Below are 21203 nucleotides of genomic sequence, written 5' to 3' on the forward strand. Positions count from 1 at the left end.
CACCTCATGTCCTTTTTATAAATTGATATATGTAACGAGCAGGTTCCATAGCGAGTGCGCTATGATCGGAACCCAAATATTATTAAATCTTAATGCAAGTACCCCTAAGCCCAACCCTAACCAGATGATTTGTAATGGATATGTGTGTAAGAAAGCGAATGTGATGGAAGAAAAGAAGAACATAACCAACTTCCATCGCTTAGAGGGAACGATGATCAATAGACCTCTATACAGAAGCTCTTCTTGGATGGGAACGATGAGGCAAACATTGAGTAATAGAAAAAACAAATGAAGTGTGGTCAGCTGCGGTAGTCTGATAAGTCCAAATGTATCTTCAAAGCCTATTATGGTCTGCTTTAAGAACGTCACACAGATCAGTGTGATTGTGATCCACATATACATTTTCTTCTCTTTCAGAACATCCAGACTGAATACGTGGATATATTTTTTTCCAAAGAGAAGTATCATGAACATGAAAAAGATGAGGACCAAGAATCGATTTTCCAGCTTAAACACTAAGGGTCTTGGGATACCTTGGATAAAGTAAAACACATCTGGTAATTTCGCCGTTTCCAATACAAAAGCGGTTACAAAAATGGTTAAAAACAATATGGCCTTCTTAAACACCGACAGCTCCTCCCCAATTCCCACCCTGAAATAAAGTCCTACTTTCCTAATGTAAGTTTATCACAACCATTTAGAAAATATTGGATTTAAAAACAACACAAAAAAGCCCATCCTCCTGGATGAGCCTTTTTGTCTTTTTTATGAAGTTCCAATTACTGTGACGCCTTCGACTTCTCCCCCAACATCACCGTCAAACTAATCAACGTAACCAAGATTGTTGCCCCCATATCAGACAAGATGGCAATCCATAGTGTGAGTAGTCCTGGGATGGTCAAGAGTAATGCAATCAATTTCAACCCCAATGCAAGGGAAATGTTGATTTTGATGATGTTATTGACCCTTTTGGCAATCTTGATGGCGGAAGGAAGTTTCCCGAGATGATCCTGCATCAGCACGATATCAGCGGTTTCAATGGCACTGTCGGTTCCCTTACCCATGGCGATTCCAAGGTCGGCTGTTGCCAGTGCCGGGGCATCGTTGATTCCGTCACCCACCATGGCCACTTTTCCTTTGCTTGTGAGTTCTTTTACTTTCGCGACTTTTTCGTCCGGAAGGAGACCTGCATAGTAATCGGTCAACCCTACTTGCTTTGCCACTTTTTCTGCGGTCTTGTCGTGGTCTCCTGTCAGCATCACGGCTTGTTTGATACCGGCAGAATATAGGTCCTGTATGATTTCCTTACTTTCTTCCCTGATTTCATCCGTGATGCCGAATAATCCAAGAACGTCTGTATCGCTTGAGACAATCACCAGCGTATACCCATTCGCTTTCATCGTTTGGATCTTTTGCTCGACTTCAGATGGCACGGAACATTCGAGGCTTTTCTCGTTTCCGACTCTGTAGTTTTTTCCTTCAATCATGGCAGATACACCTTGACCTGAGATGGTGTTGATGTCTTCAGGTTCCGAGAATGCCTGGTTTACCGAGTCTTCGCTTATCTTTTTCATGACTGCTTTTGCAATCGGATGTGAAGATGATTTTTCAATTGAACCGGCAATCCGGAAAAAGTTTTCTTGATCGTAGACAGCCATTTCTTCTACATACGGATGGCCTTTGGTGAGAGTACCTGTTTTATCAAATGCAACGGTATCAATTTTTCCAAGTTGCTCTAGGAAGACGCCGCCTTTTACAAGGATTCCGTTTTTTGCATTGCGGGCAATCCCGGACACGATGGCTATCGGAGACGACAGGATCAATGCACACGGACAACCGACAATGAGTACCGCGAGCCCTTGATAAAACCATTCTCCCCAATCCCCATTGAACAGAAGCGGAGGAACGAGTATCACCAATGCGGACACGATCATGATGATCGGTGTATAATACCGGGCAAATCGATTGATGAATTGTTCTGTCGGGGTCTTGGTTTCCTGAGCTTCTTCGACTAAGTGCAGGATTTTCGCAAGGGACGAATCTTTGTATTCTTTCGAAATCCTTACCTTGAGGACCCCTTCGTTATTGATGCTTCCGCCGAAGACTTTTTCACCTTTTTCCTTTTCGACCGGCATGGCTTCACCGGTGATGGCCGCTTCATTTACGGAACTCTTACCGGATTCGACGATCCCATCTGACGGGATTTTCTGTCCTGATTTCACAAGGACGAGGTCCCCTGCGCTCAATGAACTGATCGGGACGACTCTTTCCTTGTCCCCTTCAATCAGAATCGCTTCTTTCGGAGCGACCTTCATTAATTCCTCCATGGACTTCCTTGCCTTCTCCATGCCCATTCCTTCAAGCAGTTCGTTGACGCCGAACAGAATCGCTACTAGCGTCCCTTCTTTCCATTCCCCAATGGAAAAGGCCCCTATCAAGGCAATCGTCATCAGCGTATCGATGTTGAACTTGAATTTCAGCAGATTCTTTGCTCCCTTGATGAAGGTAGGATATCCGCTTGTCGCAGCTGCCGTCAAATACATGATGATCGGGACCAGATTATCCAACTGCGAATCGACATAGATCGCTGAGAAAAAGATGATGGCCGACATCCCAAGCAGGATCTTCATTGTGCTGCTGTTCGTATGCTCATGGGAATGGTCATGACCATGTTCATCCCCATGATCCTTCACGAGGGCCGCTCCGTCAGCGGAAAGGATCTTCTCCACTTTTTGCATATCAACGCCTTTATTCAGGACTAATTTGCTGCTGTTATAAAGAATCCTCGACCCTTCTCCATTTTCCAGTTTATTGATTTCCTCTTCCATTTCCCTCGCACAATTGCTGCACGAGAGCCCTTGAAGCTTATATTCATCCATCTTGAACTCCCCCATTGTTTCCTAGTGGTGTCTCGCATGGTGCATCGTTTGCTGAAGCATGTTCATGACATGATCATCATCGGCAGAATAGTACAATGTCGTGCCTTCGCGTCTGTACTTGACCAATCGTAAATTTTTCAAGAAGCGCAATTGATGAGATACGGTCGTTTGAAGCAGCGACAGCTTTTCAGCGATATCATTAACAGAGTGTTCCTTTTGCGCCAATAGATGAAGAATCTTTACACGAGTCGGCTCGGACAATGCTTTAAACGTCTGAGTGACGATAAACAACGTTTCTTCATCAATCTCCACACAAGGTTCATCTATTTTTTCATCCTGTTTATGCCCATTCAGCTCTTCATGATTATTATTCTTTCGCATGTCGACACTCCTATTCTATTTCAATATATGACAATGTGTTCATGTATTCTTATTTATATGATAAAAAAAAGAACATGCCACTGTCAAACAGAAGTTGTTGTACTTTTCAAATGGTCTAAGAGTTTTTTGTAAACCAGCCTTCCATTCTTTACTAACGATAGATGAACGTTATGTGACATCGACGTTTAACGATTGTGTTCCATCTCACAATCCTGTTAGTATATGAACAGATATCAATATATGTTGATTCTAACACGAAAGGACTTCAATGATATGAAAAATAGATTCTCATTCTTTACAATCATCGTCACCATCGCGGCATTGGTGCTCGGCAACCTGGTCGTAGCGACACATTCTGGTGATGCATGCGGGAGTGATTGGCCGATTTGTAATGGAAAAGTCATCCCGGATATCACCAATTATCGTGTCGTGATCGAATACTCTCACCGGTTATTCACGACACTGCTCGGACTGGTCATTCTGATCAACGCCATCATTGCCTGGAGAAAGACAACCGATAAAGCAGTCAAAGTCATTTCGTTATTATCCCTGGTTCTCTTATTTACTCAGGCGATGATCGGCGGGATGAATGTTCTGCTCGGAACACCAACAGGTTTCACTACACTCGATGTCATGTTCAGCCTCTTTCTATTAATCTCTCTTATTTTCCTTCATGAAGGATTACAGAGAGGAACTGGAAACGTGATGTTGAATGAAGTGAAAAAGCCATTAGTGATCGGGTTTTCAGCACTCATGCTCGAGGTATTAATCGGAGCACTCTTTAAACATTTCCAACTCAGCAAATTACTGTTTGAAGTAAGAAACACGAATGTGGAACTTGCAAATTTCACTTATGTGATTCACGGATTGCTCGGTATGATTGTGTTATTCTTCATCGGATATGCCGTTTTCCTTGCATTAAGATTTAACGTGATGAGGAAATCCGCCTTACTCTTGATCCTACTATCCATCCTGACAACCTTTGGCGGATTTGTTGTAAAAACAGAGGAACTGAGCCCTGTGACATCGTCCGTACACATGATCCTGTCCATTCTGACCGTCGCTCTATTGAGCCGGATGACGGCCGTCAGTTATTTTAATCAGAAGAAGAAAGCCAGGCAGATTTGAGTTACCAAGTTTACTTTAAAGAGGCAAACATTGTAAAACAGATATTAAACGCACTGTGAATTCAGGATACGGATACCATTCACAGTGCGTTTTTTATGATTTAGTTTAGTAAGAAGCCTTATCCTTGATTGAGTAACCATTGATAATAAGCGGAAATTTTCCGGTTAAAATTGCAGAATAGAGCTTTGTTCCGGATATAAGCGGAGATATTCCGGTTAAGCAAAGCAAAATCGAACATTTTTACGTTTTTCGTGAAGATAGTCGGAATTATTCCGTCTATCTAAGGTATTTTCAGTTATTTTTGGTAAATAAGCGGAATTTCTCCACCTATTTACTAAACTGGTTTTAGTTTCATTAGCGACGAGTTTAATAAACTCATTGTTAGCCCGGGGTAACTGCCTTCATGATAGAAAACAAAACGATTCTACCTATTGACGATGTACCTTACATTTCCTCTTACTCAAACCTCACTCTTCTCAAGCCCACCATCAAAAACACAACGGCAAACCCAAGGAGGATCCCAACCGGGGTAATGATATCCGCAATCCCTCCGCCTCTTACCGTCAATTCAGCAAATCCTTCCATCCCCCAGTATTGTGGAAGGAAAGTTGAGATATGCTGAATAAAGTCCGGCATGATTTCAACCGGCCAGTAGACGCCGGCGATCATGCAGGTGGAGATGATGATCAGGTTGCCGAAGACCGATTGCTGTTCTGACGTTTTGACGAGTCCGGCAAGGAAGAGTCCGAGGCCGATGCTGCAGAGAAGCAGACTTGAAACGAGAATCATATTGGCGAACACATTCCCCCATTCGATGTGAAAAATCTTCTCTGACAGAGCCATCAAGATTCCGAACTGAATCCAGCCGATGACGAAGAATGCCAGCATGTATCCACATAATACTTCTACTTTGGTGGCAGGAGTGGACATCATCCGGTACCATACCCCGTTTTGACGCGCTTCGAGAAGGATACCGGTGCTTGATAGCATGGCGATCATAACGAACATGATCGTGAAGCCTGCTGAACGCGCCGTCAGATTGTTCATCGATTGCCCATTTTCATTTTTCGTAACGGAGACGGTTTCCACAGCTGCCGGCAACGAGTTCCGTTCATCTGATATTCTCTCCTGGATGGCGGCCGGATTTTCTCCCGTTGTCTCTTGATAAAATTTTGCAGCAGCTGTACTTACCTTCTGTTTCACGAGGCTGTCATTGATGAGCTGTTCCACAAGTGCCGCCCCTTCGAAGGAAGGTCCTGAAACAAAGACGACTTCCGGTGTTCCCTCATTTTGAAGCGTTGATTCGAATCCTTTTTCCACCGAAATATATCCCGTTATTTCCTGGTTGTCGAACTGTTCGGCCACTCTCTTGCTATTTCCTTTTGTAAATGTAAAAGAATCGCTTGCTTTCATTTCATTGATCAGGGTCTGTGACGCCTCCGTCTGGTCTTCGTCCACTACGGCAATCTCCGGCTTATATTCCCCGTCTCCGGTTATGACTCCCCCGAAGATGAAGGTGAATAACAGGGGCATTCCGAACAGCAGCAGAAAGGCACGGCGATTTTGAAAAAGTCGTTTCACTTCAAACCGGGCGATACTGATGATTTTTCTCATCCTATTTCTCTCCTTATCTAAGCTTTAATTTCAATGAACCGATCCACAATGCCAGAAGACCGCTCAGTACGAGTACGGTGACAGGCAGGACAAGACTATTCCACGACGTACCGTTCATGATATCGAGAAAGCCGTCGAGGGCCCACTTATTGGGGGCGATGGAGGCGAACTTCTGTAAAGCGCCAGGGAACGATGCCAGTGGGATCATCGAACCGCCAAGCAGGGCGAGGACCTGCACGCCGATTCCCCCGATGGAATCTGCTGTTTTTTCATCCGTAAGGAATCCCGCAAGCAACATGGCAAGACCCGAAACCGTAACGGAGTACGCGAGGCCCAACAGGAGAAGCTGCCATCCATTGCTGCCCCAGTCCACTCCAAAAATATAATGGGTAGCAATGACGAACACTGTGAACTGAAGGACGGTGAACGACAGGGTGCCAAGGAATTTCCCACCTATGATGGAAGAGTGGCGGATGGGACTGATCATGAGTCTCGCCAACGTGTCCGTGTTCCGCTCCTGAAGGATCATTTTGGCTCCCATGGTCGTGTTGAACAGAATGAACATGACTCCCATGGCGGCAGCGTAGTATTGCATGCCTGAAAGAGGTTCCTTGCCGTCTTTTTGAGTGATGACTCCGTTTTCCTTTGAATCTGCAATCGTAGAAAGTTTTTCTGATAGATCCTTCATGGTAGCGGAAAGATCAATATTCTGATTGGACACCGGCACAGCCGAGCTCAACTCCTGACCCATGGTCCGTGTAGCCGCTGATACCGTTGCCACACGGTTCGTAAAGGATTCGGTGATCGTGGAAAGGATGGTGTACTGAATGTCTTTACCGGGATCTTTGAATAGTTTGACCGGTACGGTTTCCCCGTTCACTATCCCGTCTCCCCAACCGTTCGGGATGACGAGGCCGGCATCCACCTTCCCATCCTCGATGGCGTCCCGCAAGTCGGATTCTGTTTTAAAATTCTTTAAGGTGATACTGTCCTTCAATTCTTCTCCCTGCAGGGTGTCGTGCAGGAATTGGTCTGTCAGCTCATCTTGTGAGGTAACGACGACTCCTGCAGTCAGTTCTGGCAGCGATCCATTTTCACTGAAAGCGCTGCTTAAAGCAGATCCAAGGATGGCTGTCAGGACGATCGGCATCAATAATAGTGTGATAAAGGACTTGCGATCCTTGAGGCGGATCCTGATATCTTTCCATGCAATGGTGAACATGCTCATGTCTTTCTCCTCCTAATCCCGTAACGTTCGTCCTGTCAGTTGCAGGAAAAGTGTTTCCAGATTCGATTCTTTGATTTCAACGGATTCAATCTTCAATCCTGAATCAACGGCTGACGTGATGACCGAGGCCACGGCTTCCTGCGGGTTCGGTGCAAATACTTCGATGATGCCGGCTTCCTGTTGAAATGCGATTCGTCCCATATCTCCCGCCTTTTCTAACTCCCTCATCGCCTCTTCCGATAGATTTTCCACCTTTATCTGAATGAAGCTGCTTCCCGTTAATCGGCTACACAGTTCCGACTTCGTCCCGAGGGCAATCACTTCCCCATGATCCATGATGCCGACGCGATTACAAAGGAACTCCACTTCCTCCATGTAATGACTCGTGTATATGATGGTCATGCCTTTTTCATTGAGTGCTTTGACGGTTTCAAGGATGTGATTGCGCGACTGTGGATCGATCCCCACCGTCGGCTCATCCATGATCAATAATTCCGGCTCGTGCATCAAGGCGGCTCCGATGTTGATTCTCCGCTTCATCCCTCCTGAGAAGGTTTCAATCCGGTCTTTCCCCCGCTCCTTCAGACCGACGATTTCGAGGACTTCCTCCACCCGTTTCTTTGCCTGTGCTCCGGTCAGACCGTACATCTTCCCCCAGAACAACAGATTATCCCTTGCTGACATCGTTGGATAAAGGGCAATTTCCTGGGGGACCACCCCGATTTTCTTTTTAACCAGCACCGGAAATTGTTTCACCGATTGACTAGCAACGAGCACTTCTCCATGATCATATGGCACGAGACCGCAAATTATGGAAATCGTCGTTGATTTCCCCGCTCCGTTCGGTCCAAGCAATCCGAACGACTCCCCCTTTTCGATCATAAAAGATACATTCTTCACGACCTCTTTTTTTCCATAGCTTTTCTTCAGCTCTTTCACTTCCAACATATCGCCACACCCTTTTTTTCATTGACTATAGCTTAAGTATAGCGGGGATCTTCCTTTTCCAAATCCCTCCTGCGATAGAATTTGAACAAAAAAAATACAGCTTTAATAGCTGTATTTCATAGGGATACTATGCTGAAAGTCATGGTTCAATAATGCGTGATGTGATAGCGGACGGCAAAGATCGCCGCCTGGGTGCGGTCCCTTAACTCGAGTTTGCTGATAAGATTGGACACATGATTCTTTACGGTGCCTTCGGATATATACAGTTTCTCCGCAATTTCCTTGTTGTTCAGTCCGAGACCGAGCTGTTGAAGAACCTCCAGTTCCCGTTCCGTCAGGTCCTTCACGATTTCCGGGACTGTGTGGATTTGTTCTGCCGGCTGATTCCGTCTTATTTCCCTTACGATATCCGCCGTCAGCTCTTTCGGTAGCACCATGCCCCCCGATTGAACCGTCATGATCGCCTGGACGATGGCATCCGTCGGCATATCTTTCAGTAAGTATCCACTCGCCCCTTCTTCCAGTGCTTCAAAAATGAGCTCGCTGTCGTTGAAAGTAGTTAGCATGAGGACCTTGATGTCGGGATAGTTGGTGGTAATCAGTTTTGTTCCTTCCACTCCGCTCGCGATTGGCATGCGAATATCCATCAATACGATGTCCGGACGGAGTTCCCCGGCTTTCTCGAACGCTTCCTGCCCGTTAGACGCAACCCCTGCCACCTCGATTTCCTGCCTCAAATCCAATATCGTGGCAAGTCCGTCCCTCATTAATTCCTGATCATCCACGATTAAAATTCTGACCATTATGATCCCCCCATTTGCCATTTCATCTCTATTAAAGGCACCGTTGCTTTCACACGGAACCCTTCTTTCGTACTTTCAAATACGGTGGTCCCTCCATGTTCGTGGATTCTGTCCCGCATATGCTTCAAGCCGAATCCGGGATTGATGTCCGCAGACCCTTTTCCGTCATCCTGAATTCGGATTTCCACCATGGATTCCGTGATTTCGAGCATGACGCTGCATTCCTTTGCTTCCCCGTGGCGGACGGCATTGGTGATCGATTCCTGTATGACCCGGGTCAGGTCAAGCTGGATGGAGATTGGGATGGTGGTCACATCCCCTTTAACGGTAAAACTGGAGAGGAGACCCGTCATCACCTGATAATCCTCCAGCAGTTTGCGGACTGTTGGGATGAAGGATTGCGGCTGATCGTGATCCTTCAAGGTCCTGACCGACAGGCGGATTTCCTGGAGGGTCTCCCTCGCCAGGTCTTCACAGAGCTCCAGCTTCTGTCTGCTCATGTCAGGACGTGAATCCATCAGCTCCTTCGCTACCTGAAGCTGAACGAGAAGCGCCGTCATCTTATGACCGACCGTATCATGGATTTCCCCGGAAATCCGGTTCCGTTCCCGGATCAGCGTCAACTCCTCTACCTGCTTTGAATAATGATGCAGCTGCTCATGGGCCGCGGTCAGCGCGGAATGGGTCTCCTGCAGTTCCCCGTACTGGGTTTCAATTTTGGCCCGTGCATGGAACAGTTTATGTATGAGCCGTCCGACGACTGCTTCGAACACAATCAAGCTGAAATTAATGAGATTTTCCAAAAAGGAAATCGTACCTGTCACGTGATAAGTATAGTACATAGAGCAGAACCAAATGATGAAAAAGGCTACGCTGAAGCCCCAAAGGACCCGTTTGTCTTTAGCAGACAAAAACAGCGTCACTGCATTTACCCCGAATAAGATTAAATAAAGGGAAGATCCAGGGTAAAAGTAGACAAACCCTGTAATCAGGATGAAATCGATGGCAAGAGGATAATAGGTTTGACTCCGGGTGGACGCCATAAGAAAATGATTCAATATGAATCCGATTCCCGCTATGATCACATACATACTTTGAGCAGTCGATGGTGTTCCAACAGAAGAATAATAAATGTAACTGATCATGGTGAACATGACCAGACGGAGAATGCTTAAGAAAGTCAGTTTCATGGATTCACCTCTATCGTGAGATCTCTCTTCATGCCTGTACATAGAGGTAGAAGATATTACCATTATAATCTTATTTGGGTGGTTTGGTAAGGTGGGGTTTGTAGATAAGATACTATGACACTAAAAGATTATAATCCCTGTAGTTGGGTAAAAAAACCATAAGTATAAATTACAAAATTTAACAAGGAGGCGTTCCGATGAATCGCTGGTACTTTCCATTTGTTGTCGGGATCATTATATTTATGTTCTTATTCCTACTTGGGGATTATGAGATGGGTTTGATTCTGACATTGAGTGGTGGATTTACATTGGGCTTTTTTCTTATGTATTGGTTTAATCGGGGGAGTGATAAGGGGGAAGGTCGGCGTTAGTTAGAGGCGGGGAATAAAGGTATTATTTGGAAAAATACGCAATTAATTTGAAAATGACGCAATAAACGAGAAAATGACGCAATAAATCTTAAAATGACGCAATCATCGCCGGAAATGACGCAATTAATCCCTCTCCCCCTCTCTCTTCAAGATAATTAAGACCAAAAAGGAGCTCCAACCCCATAAGCAGGGTTGGAACTCTTTCGTCTGAACGTAATATTGAACCTTTCCGACCTGCTATTCTATGATTTTATAACATTTTTAACAAAAAGCAGTCCATGATCAGTTATTCCCTTTACCTCACCATCCCCGTTGTCCCAACTCCATCCACTCTTCATCCCAAACTTCCCTCAATGCACCCCTGAACAGCATATCCAATTCAGCCGTTGGATCAGGAATGTCTTTTTTAATCGACTTCGCATACGCTTCTACATGTTCGATTTCTTTTTGAAGATGTTCATTGATGGTATCGAGCCTCGGTTCGAAATAGATTTCTTCTCCCGCTCTCTTCCGTTTTATCAAGTTTGCGATCGAATCTTTCCATTCACCCCCTGGCACCAGTTCTTCAACCAGCTCTTGAAATTCAATCGGAGGGCTCAAATCATATTTCTCGATCCATTTGGCAGCCAGCAGGGGACGGAGCACATTCAAATATTTTTTGATCCTGACTTCCTCTCCCTGAACATAATCCCGGAAATTGCCCTTCGCCATGCTCAGATAATGATGCATACAGGAAACGGGGGAAAAGGTCTTCTGCTCCAGTTCCCTCATTTGATCAATGGTGGTGTAAGACTGGTAGTAGACAATCGTTGATTGGAGCCACTCGAGAAGAGGCGGATTCGATTTCCGGAATAACCTCAGTGCCTTCGTCAGCTCCCATCCGCTTATATCCAACAACGGCTCAATCGGAATCGAGACGGAATCCCTCGCAGGAATTTCGATCACATCTCTCTTTTGATCAATGGATAAATACCAGTCTGGCTTATGGATATAAATGAAGCGGACATCATAGTCGCTGTCTTTAGAGTGAAATCCCCACGCCCTGCTTCCGGATTCACAGGCAAATAAAATTTTTACATCGTGATCGATTTCGATTTGATGGATGACGTCGACGATATGTTCTTTCATGTTTTTGACCTCCAGTCGATGGATCTTGTAAGTTTAGATTCTACTTCAAATGATCAATCTCCTTTAATTTCACAAAAAGCTCCCAGTTGATAAAAACCAAACAAAAATATAATATGTTTATAAATTAACCAACGAATTTAATTATAGTTTATATAATAACCAACAAAAGATTAGGACGTGTGAAGAAATGGAACTTTCCAACCTGTTTTGGAGTGCCTCTTTGGAAGAAATGAAAAGAGGCTATATGGAAGAAGAGGATGCATTTGTTTGTCTTTTGTGCGGAGAGAGTATTGAAAAAGGCATGGTCTATCCACACGAAGATCGATTTTACCTGGCAGAAAAATATATGGGGGTTCATATTGACCGTACGCATATTTCAGTGTTCGATTATTTAATCGGGATGGATAAAAAGCTCACGGGTCTGACCGATCATCAAAAGCGTTTATTGACCCTCTTTTATCAAGGGAAAAATGATAAGGACATTCAGGAAGAGTTGGAGATCGGCAGTGCGTCTACTATCCGCCATCACCGGTTTGCGTTAAAAGAAAAGGAGCGTCAGGCCAAGACCTTTCTGACCATGATGGAGTTACTGAAAGAAAAAGATGAGAACGCCCCGACGTTTGTACCCGTTCATCAAACCGCCACCATGGTAGATGAACGGTACAATATCACACAGGACGAACAGGATCACATACTGAAGAAATACTTCTCCGACGGGACATTGACGAAATTTCCGCCAAAGGAAAAACAAAGGCTCGTCGTCCTTCGTGAGATTTCGAAACAGTTGAAAAAAGACCATGTGTACGATGAAAAAGAATTGAACGGGGTACTAAAAGGCATTTATGAAGATTACGTTCTCATCAGAAGATACATGATTGAATACGGCTTACTCGACCGGAAATCCGACGGAAGCCAATATTGGGCAAAAAAATAAACGGGAGGTCTGTACCATGGATCGAAAACGGGAGTTAAAACAACAATACAAAGAAACACCGGTTGAAGCGGGTGTCTTTCAAATTACAAACAAGCAAAACAGTAAAATTTATATCGGAAGCACGAAGAACTTGAAGACTTTGAACGGGATTAAGTTCATGCTCGATAACAATGGATTCACGACCAGTAAAGCGTTACAAACGGCATGGAAAGAGTTTGGCAAAGACGCTTTTACCTTTGAGGTGCTGGAGAAATTGAAAAAGAATGATGATCCATATGTTACTGAGAAAGAAGCTCTTGCTGAGCTGGAGGAAAAGTGGTTGGAGAAAATGCAGCCTTATGGGGAACAGGGATGTAATCAGAAGCAGGCAAGATGATCACAAGAACGCTCAGAGTCATTTTTTCTGAGCGTTTTTAATGGGCTTTTTTCATTAACTCCTGCAAAGATCCATTAAACTCTTCCCAGTGACCGTCCTCACATATTTCTAACACTTCCCCATGCCCTGAAATAAACTCTATGTTCTTATCCCCATCTGTAAACGTGGTTATCGGCAACTTCACTTTCAAAGAAGTAATCTGCTCGTTGTGCGATAATAATATTTCGTAATCAGAAGCCTCATCAGCCCCTTTTCGTACTTCATCCCCTATCCTTGAATATACAATCGTGTCTTCCAATTCTGCTGCCACTTTTCTTTGTTGGTACAACCTCTCGAATATGTCCCGATACGTTATGGTTTTGGTTTCGGTTGAAACCTTCTTGTTATGCTCAAATGAATACCATTTGGCTGAAGCGATGATCGTATGGAGATTGGCCAGTATAGCGACCAGCAGGATCACGCCCAGTACTATACTTATTATTTTCAAGAATTCGCTCCCCTCCTGTCATCAAAAAAATAGAAACAACTGCACCATATATAGATTCCACATTGAATGAGCCACCATTGCCGGCAGGATCGATTTGGTTTTATAAGTCATCACCGTTAAAAGGAAGCCAGCCAGTATAGTGAACAGCCAAATTTCCGATGGGTGGACGAGTCCAAATAAGATCGCTGTAATGCCGACTGCCCAAAATGGCTTTACGAATTTTAAAAGGACCGTCAGCAAAATGCCCCTGAATATAATTTCTTCAGAGATCGGTGTCAGGACCGCTACATCGATTGTCTCTCGCCAGCTGCTTGCATGGAGCATATGATTGTTGAAGTAAAAAATATAGTATTTGTCGAGCAGTACTTCGAAATGGAGACTTAGGTGCAATAATACGTAAGGAAGCATAAAGGTGAGAAAAATCCATAGATAGGTTCCTGGTTTCTTGAATACTTCCACTTTCATTAGGGAAACCATGAATGTCCTGATATTCTTATAACCCAGCGTGACGGCCATAAAATATAAAAACCAAATGAGACCTTTCAATCCGCCATAGTTCTGAAGAGGCAATTGATTGATGAAATAACCTGGAAGAGCCAATATGACCAAATAGATTAAGAGCGTTTTAAATCCAATGGCCAAAGCATCTTCTGTAACAGGTATTGGTTCCTGTGCAGGTAAACTGTTTTGCATGGAATCCCCTCCGCTCTGCTATAACTTCTTTTCCAGAATGATCTTATGCAAGCCTTTCTTATCTGTATACGTATCGATGACATCAAAACCATTCTTGATATTGAGAATCAGCATACTGCGCCATTTATTCATGGTTTTCGTTTGCACCACCGTATACCCACGTTCCTTCAGGGTTTGATGCTGCCGTTTCATGAGCTCTGCCGCAATTCCCTGTTTTCGGTAGATCGGATCCACGCCTCCCAACCAACTATAAAAGGTATCGGGGTCCAGTTGGTAGCCTATTTTGTATCCAATGACTCTGGAATCGTCCATCGCTATATCTATTAATATCTCAGGCTTATTGGCCATTTTAGTGATCAAATCGTCCGATGTTTCAAATATAGATCCGTGTAATGTCACCATTCCATTCATGATATGGTCTTCGGGTAACGAGCGAAACTGATGATAATGAATACGCAAGGCGTTGCCTCCTCATCAAGTGAATTGTTTAGGAGAAAGATAATGTAACAGTTCATCCAAGGATTGAATCTCTTCATCTGGCTTTATATCAGAATCGTTTTCCATTCCACCTGGATTGAACCATATACCCTTAAGGCCAGCACCTTGAGGCCCACCCACATCCTTCTCCAGATTATCCCCAACGAATAATGCATCTTCCGGCTGGACTTGAAGCTTATTCAGCGCCAATTGGAATATGCGTTGATCAGGCTTCTCCAATCCAACTTCATCAGAAATCAAAATGACATCAAAATACTCATGTAAACCGGAATTCAGGATTTTCGCTTTTTGTCTGTGTATCGTGCCGTTTGTAATGATTGCTATTTTCATATTTTCTTGAATTGCCTTCAGAAGATTGGCGGTATACTCACTGATCGAAAAACATTGAGGAAATTGTTGATTCCAGAATTCTTGAGGCTTCGGCAACCGGTATAACGGGGGGAATTCATCAAAAAAAGATTGGAATACAGCTGTTTTATCACTGACGCCATAGCCTCTATTGTCATACTCCTTAAACTTACGCAGCATTTCCGCTTTCAACGTATCCTCTACATTTCCATAACATTTTTCCAACATGATATGAAATATGTTATCCACTGCCTGATTTCGATCCAGTAAAGTATCGTCTAAGTCAAATAGCATAGCTTTGTATTCCCTCATATCCATCACTCCTTCTTACCAATTATTTCAAATTATTTCTACTAACTCAAGATAAATCTAACTAGAGAAGGGCTCACCCTGGTTTGGGTAAGCCCTTCATTGCATTACACTCCTACAAAGATTCCTAACCGATCTCCATCCAAATCAACAGCCTTCATGCCTTCTCGTTTCTCAAACGCCATGCTCTTGATCAAGAGACTCCCCTGCAGTAAATCTTCAAATTGCTTCACTACCTCTTTCATAACATCGTCCACATCCAACACAAGATCCACTCGCTGTTCCACCGGCAGATTCAATTCTTTCCGGTATTGCTGAACGGCGCGAACCAGTTCCCGGGCCTTCCCTTCTTTCCGCAGGTCTTCTGTGATGGTTGTATCCAGGAATACGCTGAACTGAGAATTTGAAGCCATTTCCAGTCCTTGATGGGTTTTTTGATGAACGATCAGGTCATCCTTCTCCACGGAAACCTTCTCCCCGTTAGGAGACTCAATTTCAACAAACCCTTGTTCCACAGCCTTCTTCGCTTCTTCGGAAGATAAGGTTTGTAATTGCTTTTGCACCAATCCCACCAGCTTCCCGAGTTTCGGACCGGCAGTCGGGAAATTCAGCTTCAGTTCATACTGTACCGAATCTCCTGCGTTGTCCTGTAATTGAACGTTCTTCACATTGATTTCATCTTTGATGATGTATTCATATTTCTGAAGAGGTTCTGTATCTTGTTGGGACCCGACAACCGTAAGCTCGGATAGGGGCTGCTTCGTTTTGATGCTTGTCATATTTCGGGCGGACCGGGCAAGCTCGACGACTTGCAGCACATGGTCCATTTCCATTTCAAGCACTGGATTGATTTGATCTCCATCCGCTTTAGGGAAATCAGCCAGATGCACGCTTTCACCTGTCAGGTTCATATGGATATCTTCTGCGATGAACGGCGTGAACGGTGCCAGCAATCGACTTACATTCACCAAAACCTTATTTAATGTGTGGTACGCCGCCAATTTATCCTCCTTCAGCCCTTCACTCCAGAAGCGTTCACGTGACCGGCGGATATACCAGTTACTCACCTGATCAACCAGGATCGATAATTCTCTCGCGCCTGCAGTAAAGTCATACCCATCTAAATGCTCCGTTACATTTGTGATCACCGTATTCAATCGTGATAACATCCACTGATCAAGGAGAGAAGGTGTTCCGGCTTCATGCTTTTCAGGGTCAAACCCATCGATCACGGCATACAGCGTATAAAAGGAGTGAACGTTATTCAGTGTATCCACAAGCTTGGATTTTGCCTGACTGACGACGTTTTCCGAGAAGCGTTTATTGTTCCACGGAGCGCTGTCTGCGAGCAATGCCCATCTGAGAGCATCGGCACCGAACTTCTCCACGAGTTCCATTGGATTCATGACATTCCCTTTACTCTTGGACATCTTACGTCCGTCTTCGTCGAGGATATGCCCTAGAGATAAGACACGTTTATAAGGAGCTTTTCCCGTAAAGAGGGACGATACCGTCAACAAACTGTAGAACCATCCCCTCGTCTGGTCCACTCCCTCTGCGATCACATCCGCCGGGAATTGTTGTTGAAATAACTCTTCATTCTCGAATGGATAATGATACTGGGCAAACGGCATCGAACCGCTGTCGAACCAGACATCGATGACTTCTTTCGTTCTCTTCATCTCATGAGAGCAGGACGGACATTCCACGGTCACGTCGTCGACATATGGTTTATGAAGCTCCAAATTGTCACTCAAACCGCTTTTCGCATGTGCTTTCAGCTCGGCAACACTTCCCGGGACGAACTGGTGGTCACAATCCCCGCAAACCCATACGTTAAGAGGTGTTCCCCAGTAACGGTTCCTGCCAAGGTTCCAATCGACCATATTTTCAAGGAATTTCCCGAAGCGGCCCTCTTTCATATGATCCGGGTACCACTCGACGGATTGGTTGTTCTTGATGATCGTATCTTTCACGGCCGTGGTCTTGATGAACCAGCCTTCCATGGCGTAGTAGATGAGCGGTGAGTCACAGCGCCAGCAGTGCGGATAGCTGTGTTCATATTTTTCTTTGGCAAAAAGAAGGTTGCTGTCTGCAAGCATCTTGATGATTTTCACATCGCTGTCCTTGGTGAATTCCCCTTGGAGAGGCTTGAAATCACTGGTGTAACAGCCCTTCTCATCCACGATATTCACGAAATCCAATCCGCTTTCTTTGATGGCATTGTAATCATCTTCCCCGTGAGCCGGCGCCAGATGAACGATCCCGGTTCCGCTGTCGTCGGTCACAAACCCTGCCGAAATGACTTCATGGCCGCGCTCAAGCGTAAGATTGTCGAAAGGCGGTTGATACGAAACGCCAACAAATTCGCGTCCTTTATGCTCACTGACCACTTCGAATTCTTCTCCCAACACCTCGTTCACAAGGTTTTTCGCAAGGATATACGTCTCTTCTCCACGCTTCGCTTTCACGTAATCTACATCTTCATGAACGGCAAGTGCCACATTTGACGGTAGCGTCCACGGTGTCGTCGTCCATCCAAGAAAATAATGATTTTCGCTTCCTTCCACCTTGAATTTAGCCGTTGCGGAAAGATCTTTTACATCCTTATATCCTTGTGCCACCTCATGGGAACTGAGGGACGTTTGACAGCTCGGGCAGTACGGGACGACCCGATGCCCTTGATAGAGCAAACCTTTCTCATGGATTTTCGAAAGGATATGCCAGACGCTTTCGATATACTCATTTTCAAGGGTCACATATGGATCATCCATGTCCACCCAGTATCCGATGGCTTCTGTGAATGTACGCCACTGCCTTTCATAATCGAATACACTTTTTTTACATTCCTCAATGAATTTCTCTACCCCGTATTCCTCAATTTCCTGCTTGCCGGAGACGCCGATTTTCTTTTCGACACCGAGTTCCACCGGCAGTCCGTGGGTATCCCAGCCTGCCTTTCGTTTCACTTGATATCCCCGCATCGTTTGGTACCTGGCGACGAAATCCTTGATCACACGGCCAAGGACATGCCCGGCATGCGGCAGGCCATTGGCTGTCGGGGGACCTTCGTAGAACACGAATGTCTTTTCCCCTTCACGGTTTGCCACTGACTTTTCAAAAATATGATTCGAATTCCAGAAGTCCTGGATCCGCTGCTCCCTTACAACTGACTGTTCGTTTACATTGACCTTCTCCATGTCATCACACCTTCATTTTTTATAAAAATAAAAAAACCCGCCCCTAACCTAAGTTAGGGACGAGTTTGTAACCCGCGATACCACCCTGATTCTGTCCATAAACCCGACTTCAAGTTTACGTGACAGCGCTCATTCAACGTACAATCATACGCGTTCCTTGTAACGGCGGAAACCCGTCAAAGCTTAAGAACCCTTCAGCTTTGCTTCTCGGAGAGGATATTCAATATGATCTGAACGTTGACTTCCACCAAATCGTCAACTCTCTGTAGAACAGACTCCATACCTACTCGTTCTCGTCATAGAATGTAAGTGTTATGTTACAATTAATCTATACGAAACAGGTTAATTTTGTCAATACTTTATTTTATTCTTGGCGGAAAATGATTCATTTATTCACTATTCTTTACTAACGAATCACATTATGTATATAATAAAAGTAGTTAAGTACACTAAAAAAGGAGCCCTGACGGCAATCAGGACTCCTCCACAACATAAACTGCATGGAAAGTGCAGCGGCTCACTCAGAGTCAATCGAAACAGAAGTAATCATCAATGATCCTCATGAGCGGTGGGGACGATGGTTACTTCTTTTTTTGTGTAACCGCGACAATTGCTACAATCAATGTTCCAAAGGCAATCATAATTTGCAATACATCTCCTACAGCAATCATTAGCGTATCACCTCCCTTCACTTGGGAGTGTGAGCCGCTACCCCATCTTTCGTATTATGTTGTGTCCTTCCATTATATCACAGACGAACGTCCGTTTGCTCCCTTTCGAATGGACCAATCTAAAAATTTGGTTAGGTAAGCGTACACATTCTTAAAAGAATATTTCAATGTGAATAACGACGTTCACAGGTGATTCCATGGAGTAGTCTCACCTAAAATGCCTAATACCAAGACCCAAGGAACAAAATTAGTTCTAAAGTAATGGTACAATATACACCTGTCACTGAGAATGGATCGATCTTCCTCAAGGAGAGACAATGAAATATAATTTAGGCGATACTGTAGAATACGAAGATGAGTTGTACACCATATTCTGGATTTATGATTCTGAATATGTGGAATTGGGTTCTGAAGATAAGAAATGTGTGTTGGCGAAGGCGGAAGATATTAGGTTGATTAAAGCAAAGTAAAGAGGGACAATTGATTTTTAGTATTGAAGTAATGCGGTAAGATCGCCCATCTCAGTGACTATCTTTAATAGAAGCGGAATCGTTTGTATACCACCGCTTCTCGCTTCATGTTCATCTTATCTGCCAGATCAAAAGACACAACTAGCTTCTCTCTCTAGTTGTGTCTTTTGATGCCTACTGGTCAAGACCCCTTCACTCTGTGTTTTTCCCACAATAGTTAAACTTACCCAGTAAGAATATCCTCTTTTGGATAACGGATTTTATCCTTGGTCGTCTTCGCCAAAGAGAAGGCCAATGTCAATGGACCAAGCTTCCCTGTAAACATGATGAATATAATGACTATTTTACCTATCCATGACAATGAACCTGTCAATCCCATGGAAAGCCCAACCGTCCCAAAAGCTGATACCACTTCAAATATGATTTGGAGGATGGGTGAACCATGCTCGCTGATGGTCAAGATAAATATCCCGGTAAATACTAATAATATACTAATCATCGAGATGGCCAATGCCTTAAAGATGAATGCTCGATCTATCGTTCTGCGGAAGACTCTGATTTCACTTCGATCATTTAAGAACGAAACAACCGACAGAAGAATGACGATGAAAGTCGTCAGCTTAATCCCTCCACCTGTTGAGGCACTGCCTGCTCCGATGAACATCAGGAATATAATAAGGAGGATGGTCGAAGGTTCCATACTTCCTATATCCAATGTATTGAATCCGGCGGTCCTTGGGGTTACCGCCTGGAAATAAGAACCCAGCAGTTTATCCTCCAACGGCATACCACCGATTGTTTTTGGATTACTGTATTCCAATACAAACACAGCCAACATGGCTGCTATGTTTAGAATCAGGGTGCCTATGAGCATTAATTTCGTATGAAGGAAAAATGTACGGATGGTTTTTGAATACCAAAGGTCTGTCAGAACCGTAAATCCAATTCCACCAATAATAAATAGACCTGTAATAACAAGATTTACGATAGGACTACCCACGTATCTCATTAAGCTGTCTGGCCATATCGAGAAGCCGGCGTTATTGAAGGCAGAAATAGAATGAAATAATGAATAATAGAGGCCTTTCCCCCATCCATATTCAGGGATCCATTTTGCTGCGAGTAATGCAAGTGCAATCCCTTCCACTATGAAAGAAAAGAAAAATAAGTGCTTAACAAGTCGAATGACTCCACCCACCGAGGTTTGATTAAGTGCTTGTTGAATCAAGAGACGTTCTTTGAAGCCGATTTTCTTTCCCAGCATTAGATAGATTAATACAGCAAATGACATGATACCTAGTCCACCGATCTGGATGAGGCACATTATGACCACTTCGCCGAATAAAGTATAGGCAGTCCCTGTATCAACGACGATTAATCCTGTTACAGTCATCGCAGATGTGGCTGTAAAAAGGGCATCCAGCCATGAGAGAGAAATGGTAGAGGCAAATGGAAGCTTTAATAGTAATGTTCCCAGGATGATAAAGAATAAAAATACTAAAACAAGTAACTGTGGAGGCGTGACGTTTACCCTTCTTCTTATCATC

Annotated in this window: 20 protein-coding genes, 1 pseudogene and 1 other annotated feature; of the genes and pseudogenes, 5 read left to right on the top strand and 16 right to left on the bottom strand. The window is 44.3% G+C overall.

The features are described from left to right. Positions 1-15: 15 nt before the first annotated feature. From P8596_RS18500 to P8596_RS18510, 3 genes are all read right to left on the bottom strand, one after another. On the bottom strand, positions 16-627 hold the full coding sequence (locus P8596_RS18500; RefSeq protein WP_279724643.1) for a CPBP family intramembrane glutamic endopeptidase: 612 nt from the start codon (positions 625-627) through the stop codon (positions 16-18). A 152-nt stretch (positions 628-779) separates the two neighbouring features. Then, positions 780-2879, bottom strand: a complete 2100-nt coding sequence (locus P8596_RS18505; protein ID WP_279724645.1) for a heavy metal translocating P-type ATPase — start codon at positions 2877-2879, stop codon at positions 780-782. 21 nt (positions 2880-2900) lie between these two features. After that, a complete protein-coding gene (locus tag P8596_RS18510) occupies positions 2901-3260 on the bottom strand; it encodes an ArsR/SmtB family transcription factor (protein WP_051758163.1) in 360 nt (119 codons plus the stop codon). Between the two features lie 273 nt (positions 3261-3533). Between P8596_RS18510 and P8596_RS18515 the strand changes: the two genes are divergently transcribed. Beyond that, positions 3534-4388, top strand: coding sequence for a COX15/CtaA family protein (locus P8596_RS18515; RefSeq protein ID WP_279724647.1), 855 nt, complete (start codon positions 3534-3536; stop codon positions 4386-4388). Positions 4389-4844: 456 nt separating this feature from the next. Here the strand turns inward: P8596_RS18515 and P8596_RS18520 are convergent, their stop codons facing one another. From P8596_RS18520 to P8596_RS18540, 5 genes and pseudogenes are all read right to left on the bottom strand, one after another. Continuing rightward, complete coding sequence (locus tag P8596_RS18520) at positions 4845-6002, bottom strand: ABC transporter permease (RefSeq protein WP_279724648.1); 1158 nt, start codon at positions 6000-6002, stop codon at positions 4845-4847. A gap of 13 nt (positions 6003-6015) precedes the next feature. After that, on the bottom strand, positions 6016-7230 hold the full coding sequence (locus P8596_RS18525) for an ABC transporter permease (RefSeq protein ID WP_279724649.1): 1215 nt from the start codon (positions 7228-7230) through the stop codon (positions 6016-6018). Positions 7231-7508: 278 nt separating this feature from the next. Beyond that, positions 7509-8178 (bottom strand): annotated as a pseudogene (locus P8596_RS18530) (ABC transporter ATP-binding protein); the annotation flags it as partial. 146 nt (positions 8179-8324) lie between these two features. Beyond that, entirely contained in the window at positions 8325-8981 is a 657-nt protein-coding gene (locus P8596_RS18535) for a response regulator (protein ID WP_279724652.1), read from the bottom strand. Then, a complete protein-coding gene (locus P8596_RS18540; protein WP_279724653.1) occupies positions 8981-10171 on the bottom strand; it encodes a sensor histidine kinase in 1191 nt (396 codons plus the stop codon). The genes P8596_RS18535 and P8596_RS18540 overlap by 1 nt, the downstream gene beginning before the upstream one ends. A 197-nt stretch (positions 10172-10368) precedes the next feature. Between P8596_RS18540 and P8596_RS18545 the strand changes: the two genes are divergently transcribed. After that, positions 10369-10542, top strand: coding sequence for a hypothetical protein (locus P8596_RS18545; RefSeq protein ID WP_156029919.1), 174 nt, complete (start codon positions 10369-10371; stop codon positions 10540-10542). Between the two features lie 300 nt (positions 10543-10842). Here the strand turns inward: P8596_RS18545 and P8596_RS18550 are convergent, their stop codons facing one another. Continuing rightward, a complete protein-coding gene (locus P8596_RS18550; protein WP_279724655.1) occupies positions 10843-11670 on the bottom strand; it encodes a nucleotidyltransferase domain-containing protein in 828 nt (275 codons plus the stop codon). Positions 11671-11857: 187 nt separating this feature from the next. On the opposite strand from P8596_RS18550, the gene P8596_RS18555 reads away from it, so the two are divergent. Together P8596_RS18555 and P8596_RS18560 are read left to right on the top strand one after the other, a co-directional pair. Beyond that, entirely contained in the window at positions 11858-12604 is a 747-nt protein-coding gene (locus tag P8596_RS18555; protein WP_279724656.1) for a DUF2087 domain-containing protein, read from the top strand. 16 nt (positions 12605-12620) lie between these two features. Then, a complete protein-coding gene (locus P8596_RS18560; RefSeq protein WP_279724658.1) occupies positions 12621-12980 on the top strand; it encodes a GIY-YIG nuclease family protein in 360 nt (119 codons plus the stop codon). A gap of 37 nt (positions 12981-13017) precedes the next feature. On the opposite strand, the gene P8596_RS18565 is transcribed toward P8596_RS18560, so the two are convergent. The 6 genes from P8596_RS18565 to P8596_RS18590 form a co-directional block, all read right to left on the bottom strand. After that, positions 13018-13467: a hypothetical protein gene (locus P8596_RS18565; RefSeq protein WP_279724660.1), complete on the bottom strand. Its 450-nt coding sequence runs from the start codon at positions 13465-13467 to the stop codon at positions 13018-13020. Between the two features lie 21 nt (positions 13468-13488). Then, entirely contained in the window at positions 13489-14160 is a 672-nt protein-coding gene (locus tag P8596_RS18570; protein ID WP_279724662.1) for a CPBP family intramembrane glutamic endopeptidase, read from the bottom strand. Positions 14161-14178: 18 nt separating this feature from the next. Beyond that, positions 14179-14619, bottom strand: a complete 441-nt coding sequence (locus tag P8596_RS18575; RefSeq protein ID WP_279724664.1) for a GNAT family N-acetyltransferase — start codon at positions 14617-14619, stop codon at positions 14179-14181. A 15-nt stretch (positions 14620-14634) separates the two neighbouring features. Continuing rightward, entirely contained in the window at positions 14635-15318 is a 684-nt protein-coding gene (locus P8596_RS18580) for an HAD family hydrolase (protein ID WP_279724666.1), read from the bottom strand. Between the two features lie 104 nt (positions 15319-15422). Then, positions 15423-18515, bottom strand: coding sequence for an isoleucine--tRNA ligase (ileS, locus tag P8596_RS18585; protein WP_279724667.1), 3093 nt, complete (start codon positions 18513-18515; stop codon positions 15423-15425). Positions 18516-18567: 52 nt separating this feature from the next. Next, positions 18568-18824: a binding site (T-box leader), on the bottom strand. A gap of 272 nt (positions 18825-19096) precedes the next feature. Next, a complete protein-coding gene (locus tag P8596_RS18590) occupies positions 19097-19186 on the bottom strand; it encodes a putative holin-like toxin (protein ID WP_219927342.1) in 90 nt (29 codons plus the stop codon). 317 nt (positions 19187-19503) lie between these two features. On the opposite strand from P8596_RS18590, the gene P8596_RS18595 reads away from it, so the two are divergent. Next, complete coding sequence (locus tag P8596_RS18595; RefSeq protein WP_254652132.1) at positions 19504-19656, top strand: hypothetical protein; 153 nt, start codon at positions 19504-19506, stop codon at positions 19654-19656. A gap of 223 nt (positions 19657-19879) precedes the next feature. Here P8596_RS18595 and P8596_RS18600 read toward each other — a convergent pair whose 3' ends face one another. Beyond that, the gene (locus P8596_RS18600) at positions 19880-21202 is read right to left on the bottom strand and encodes a TrkH family potassium uptake protein (RefSeq protein ID WP_279724669.1); all 1323 of its coding nucleotides are present in this window, start codon (positions 21200-21202) and stop codon (positions 19880-19882) included. Between the last annotated feature and the right edge of the window lies 1 nt (position 21203).

The sequence above is a fragment of the Rossellomorea sp. DA94 genome (assembly GCF_029834455.1).
GTDB lineage: Bacteria > Bacillota > Bacilli > Bacillales > Bacillaceae_B > Rossellomorea > Rossellomorea vietnamensis.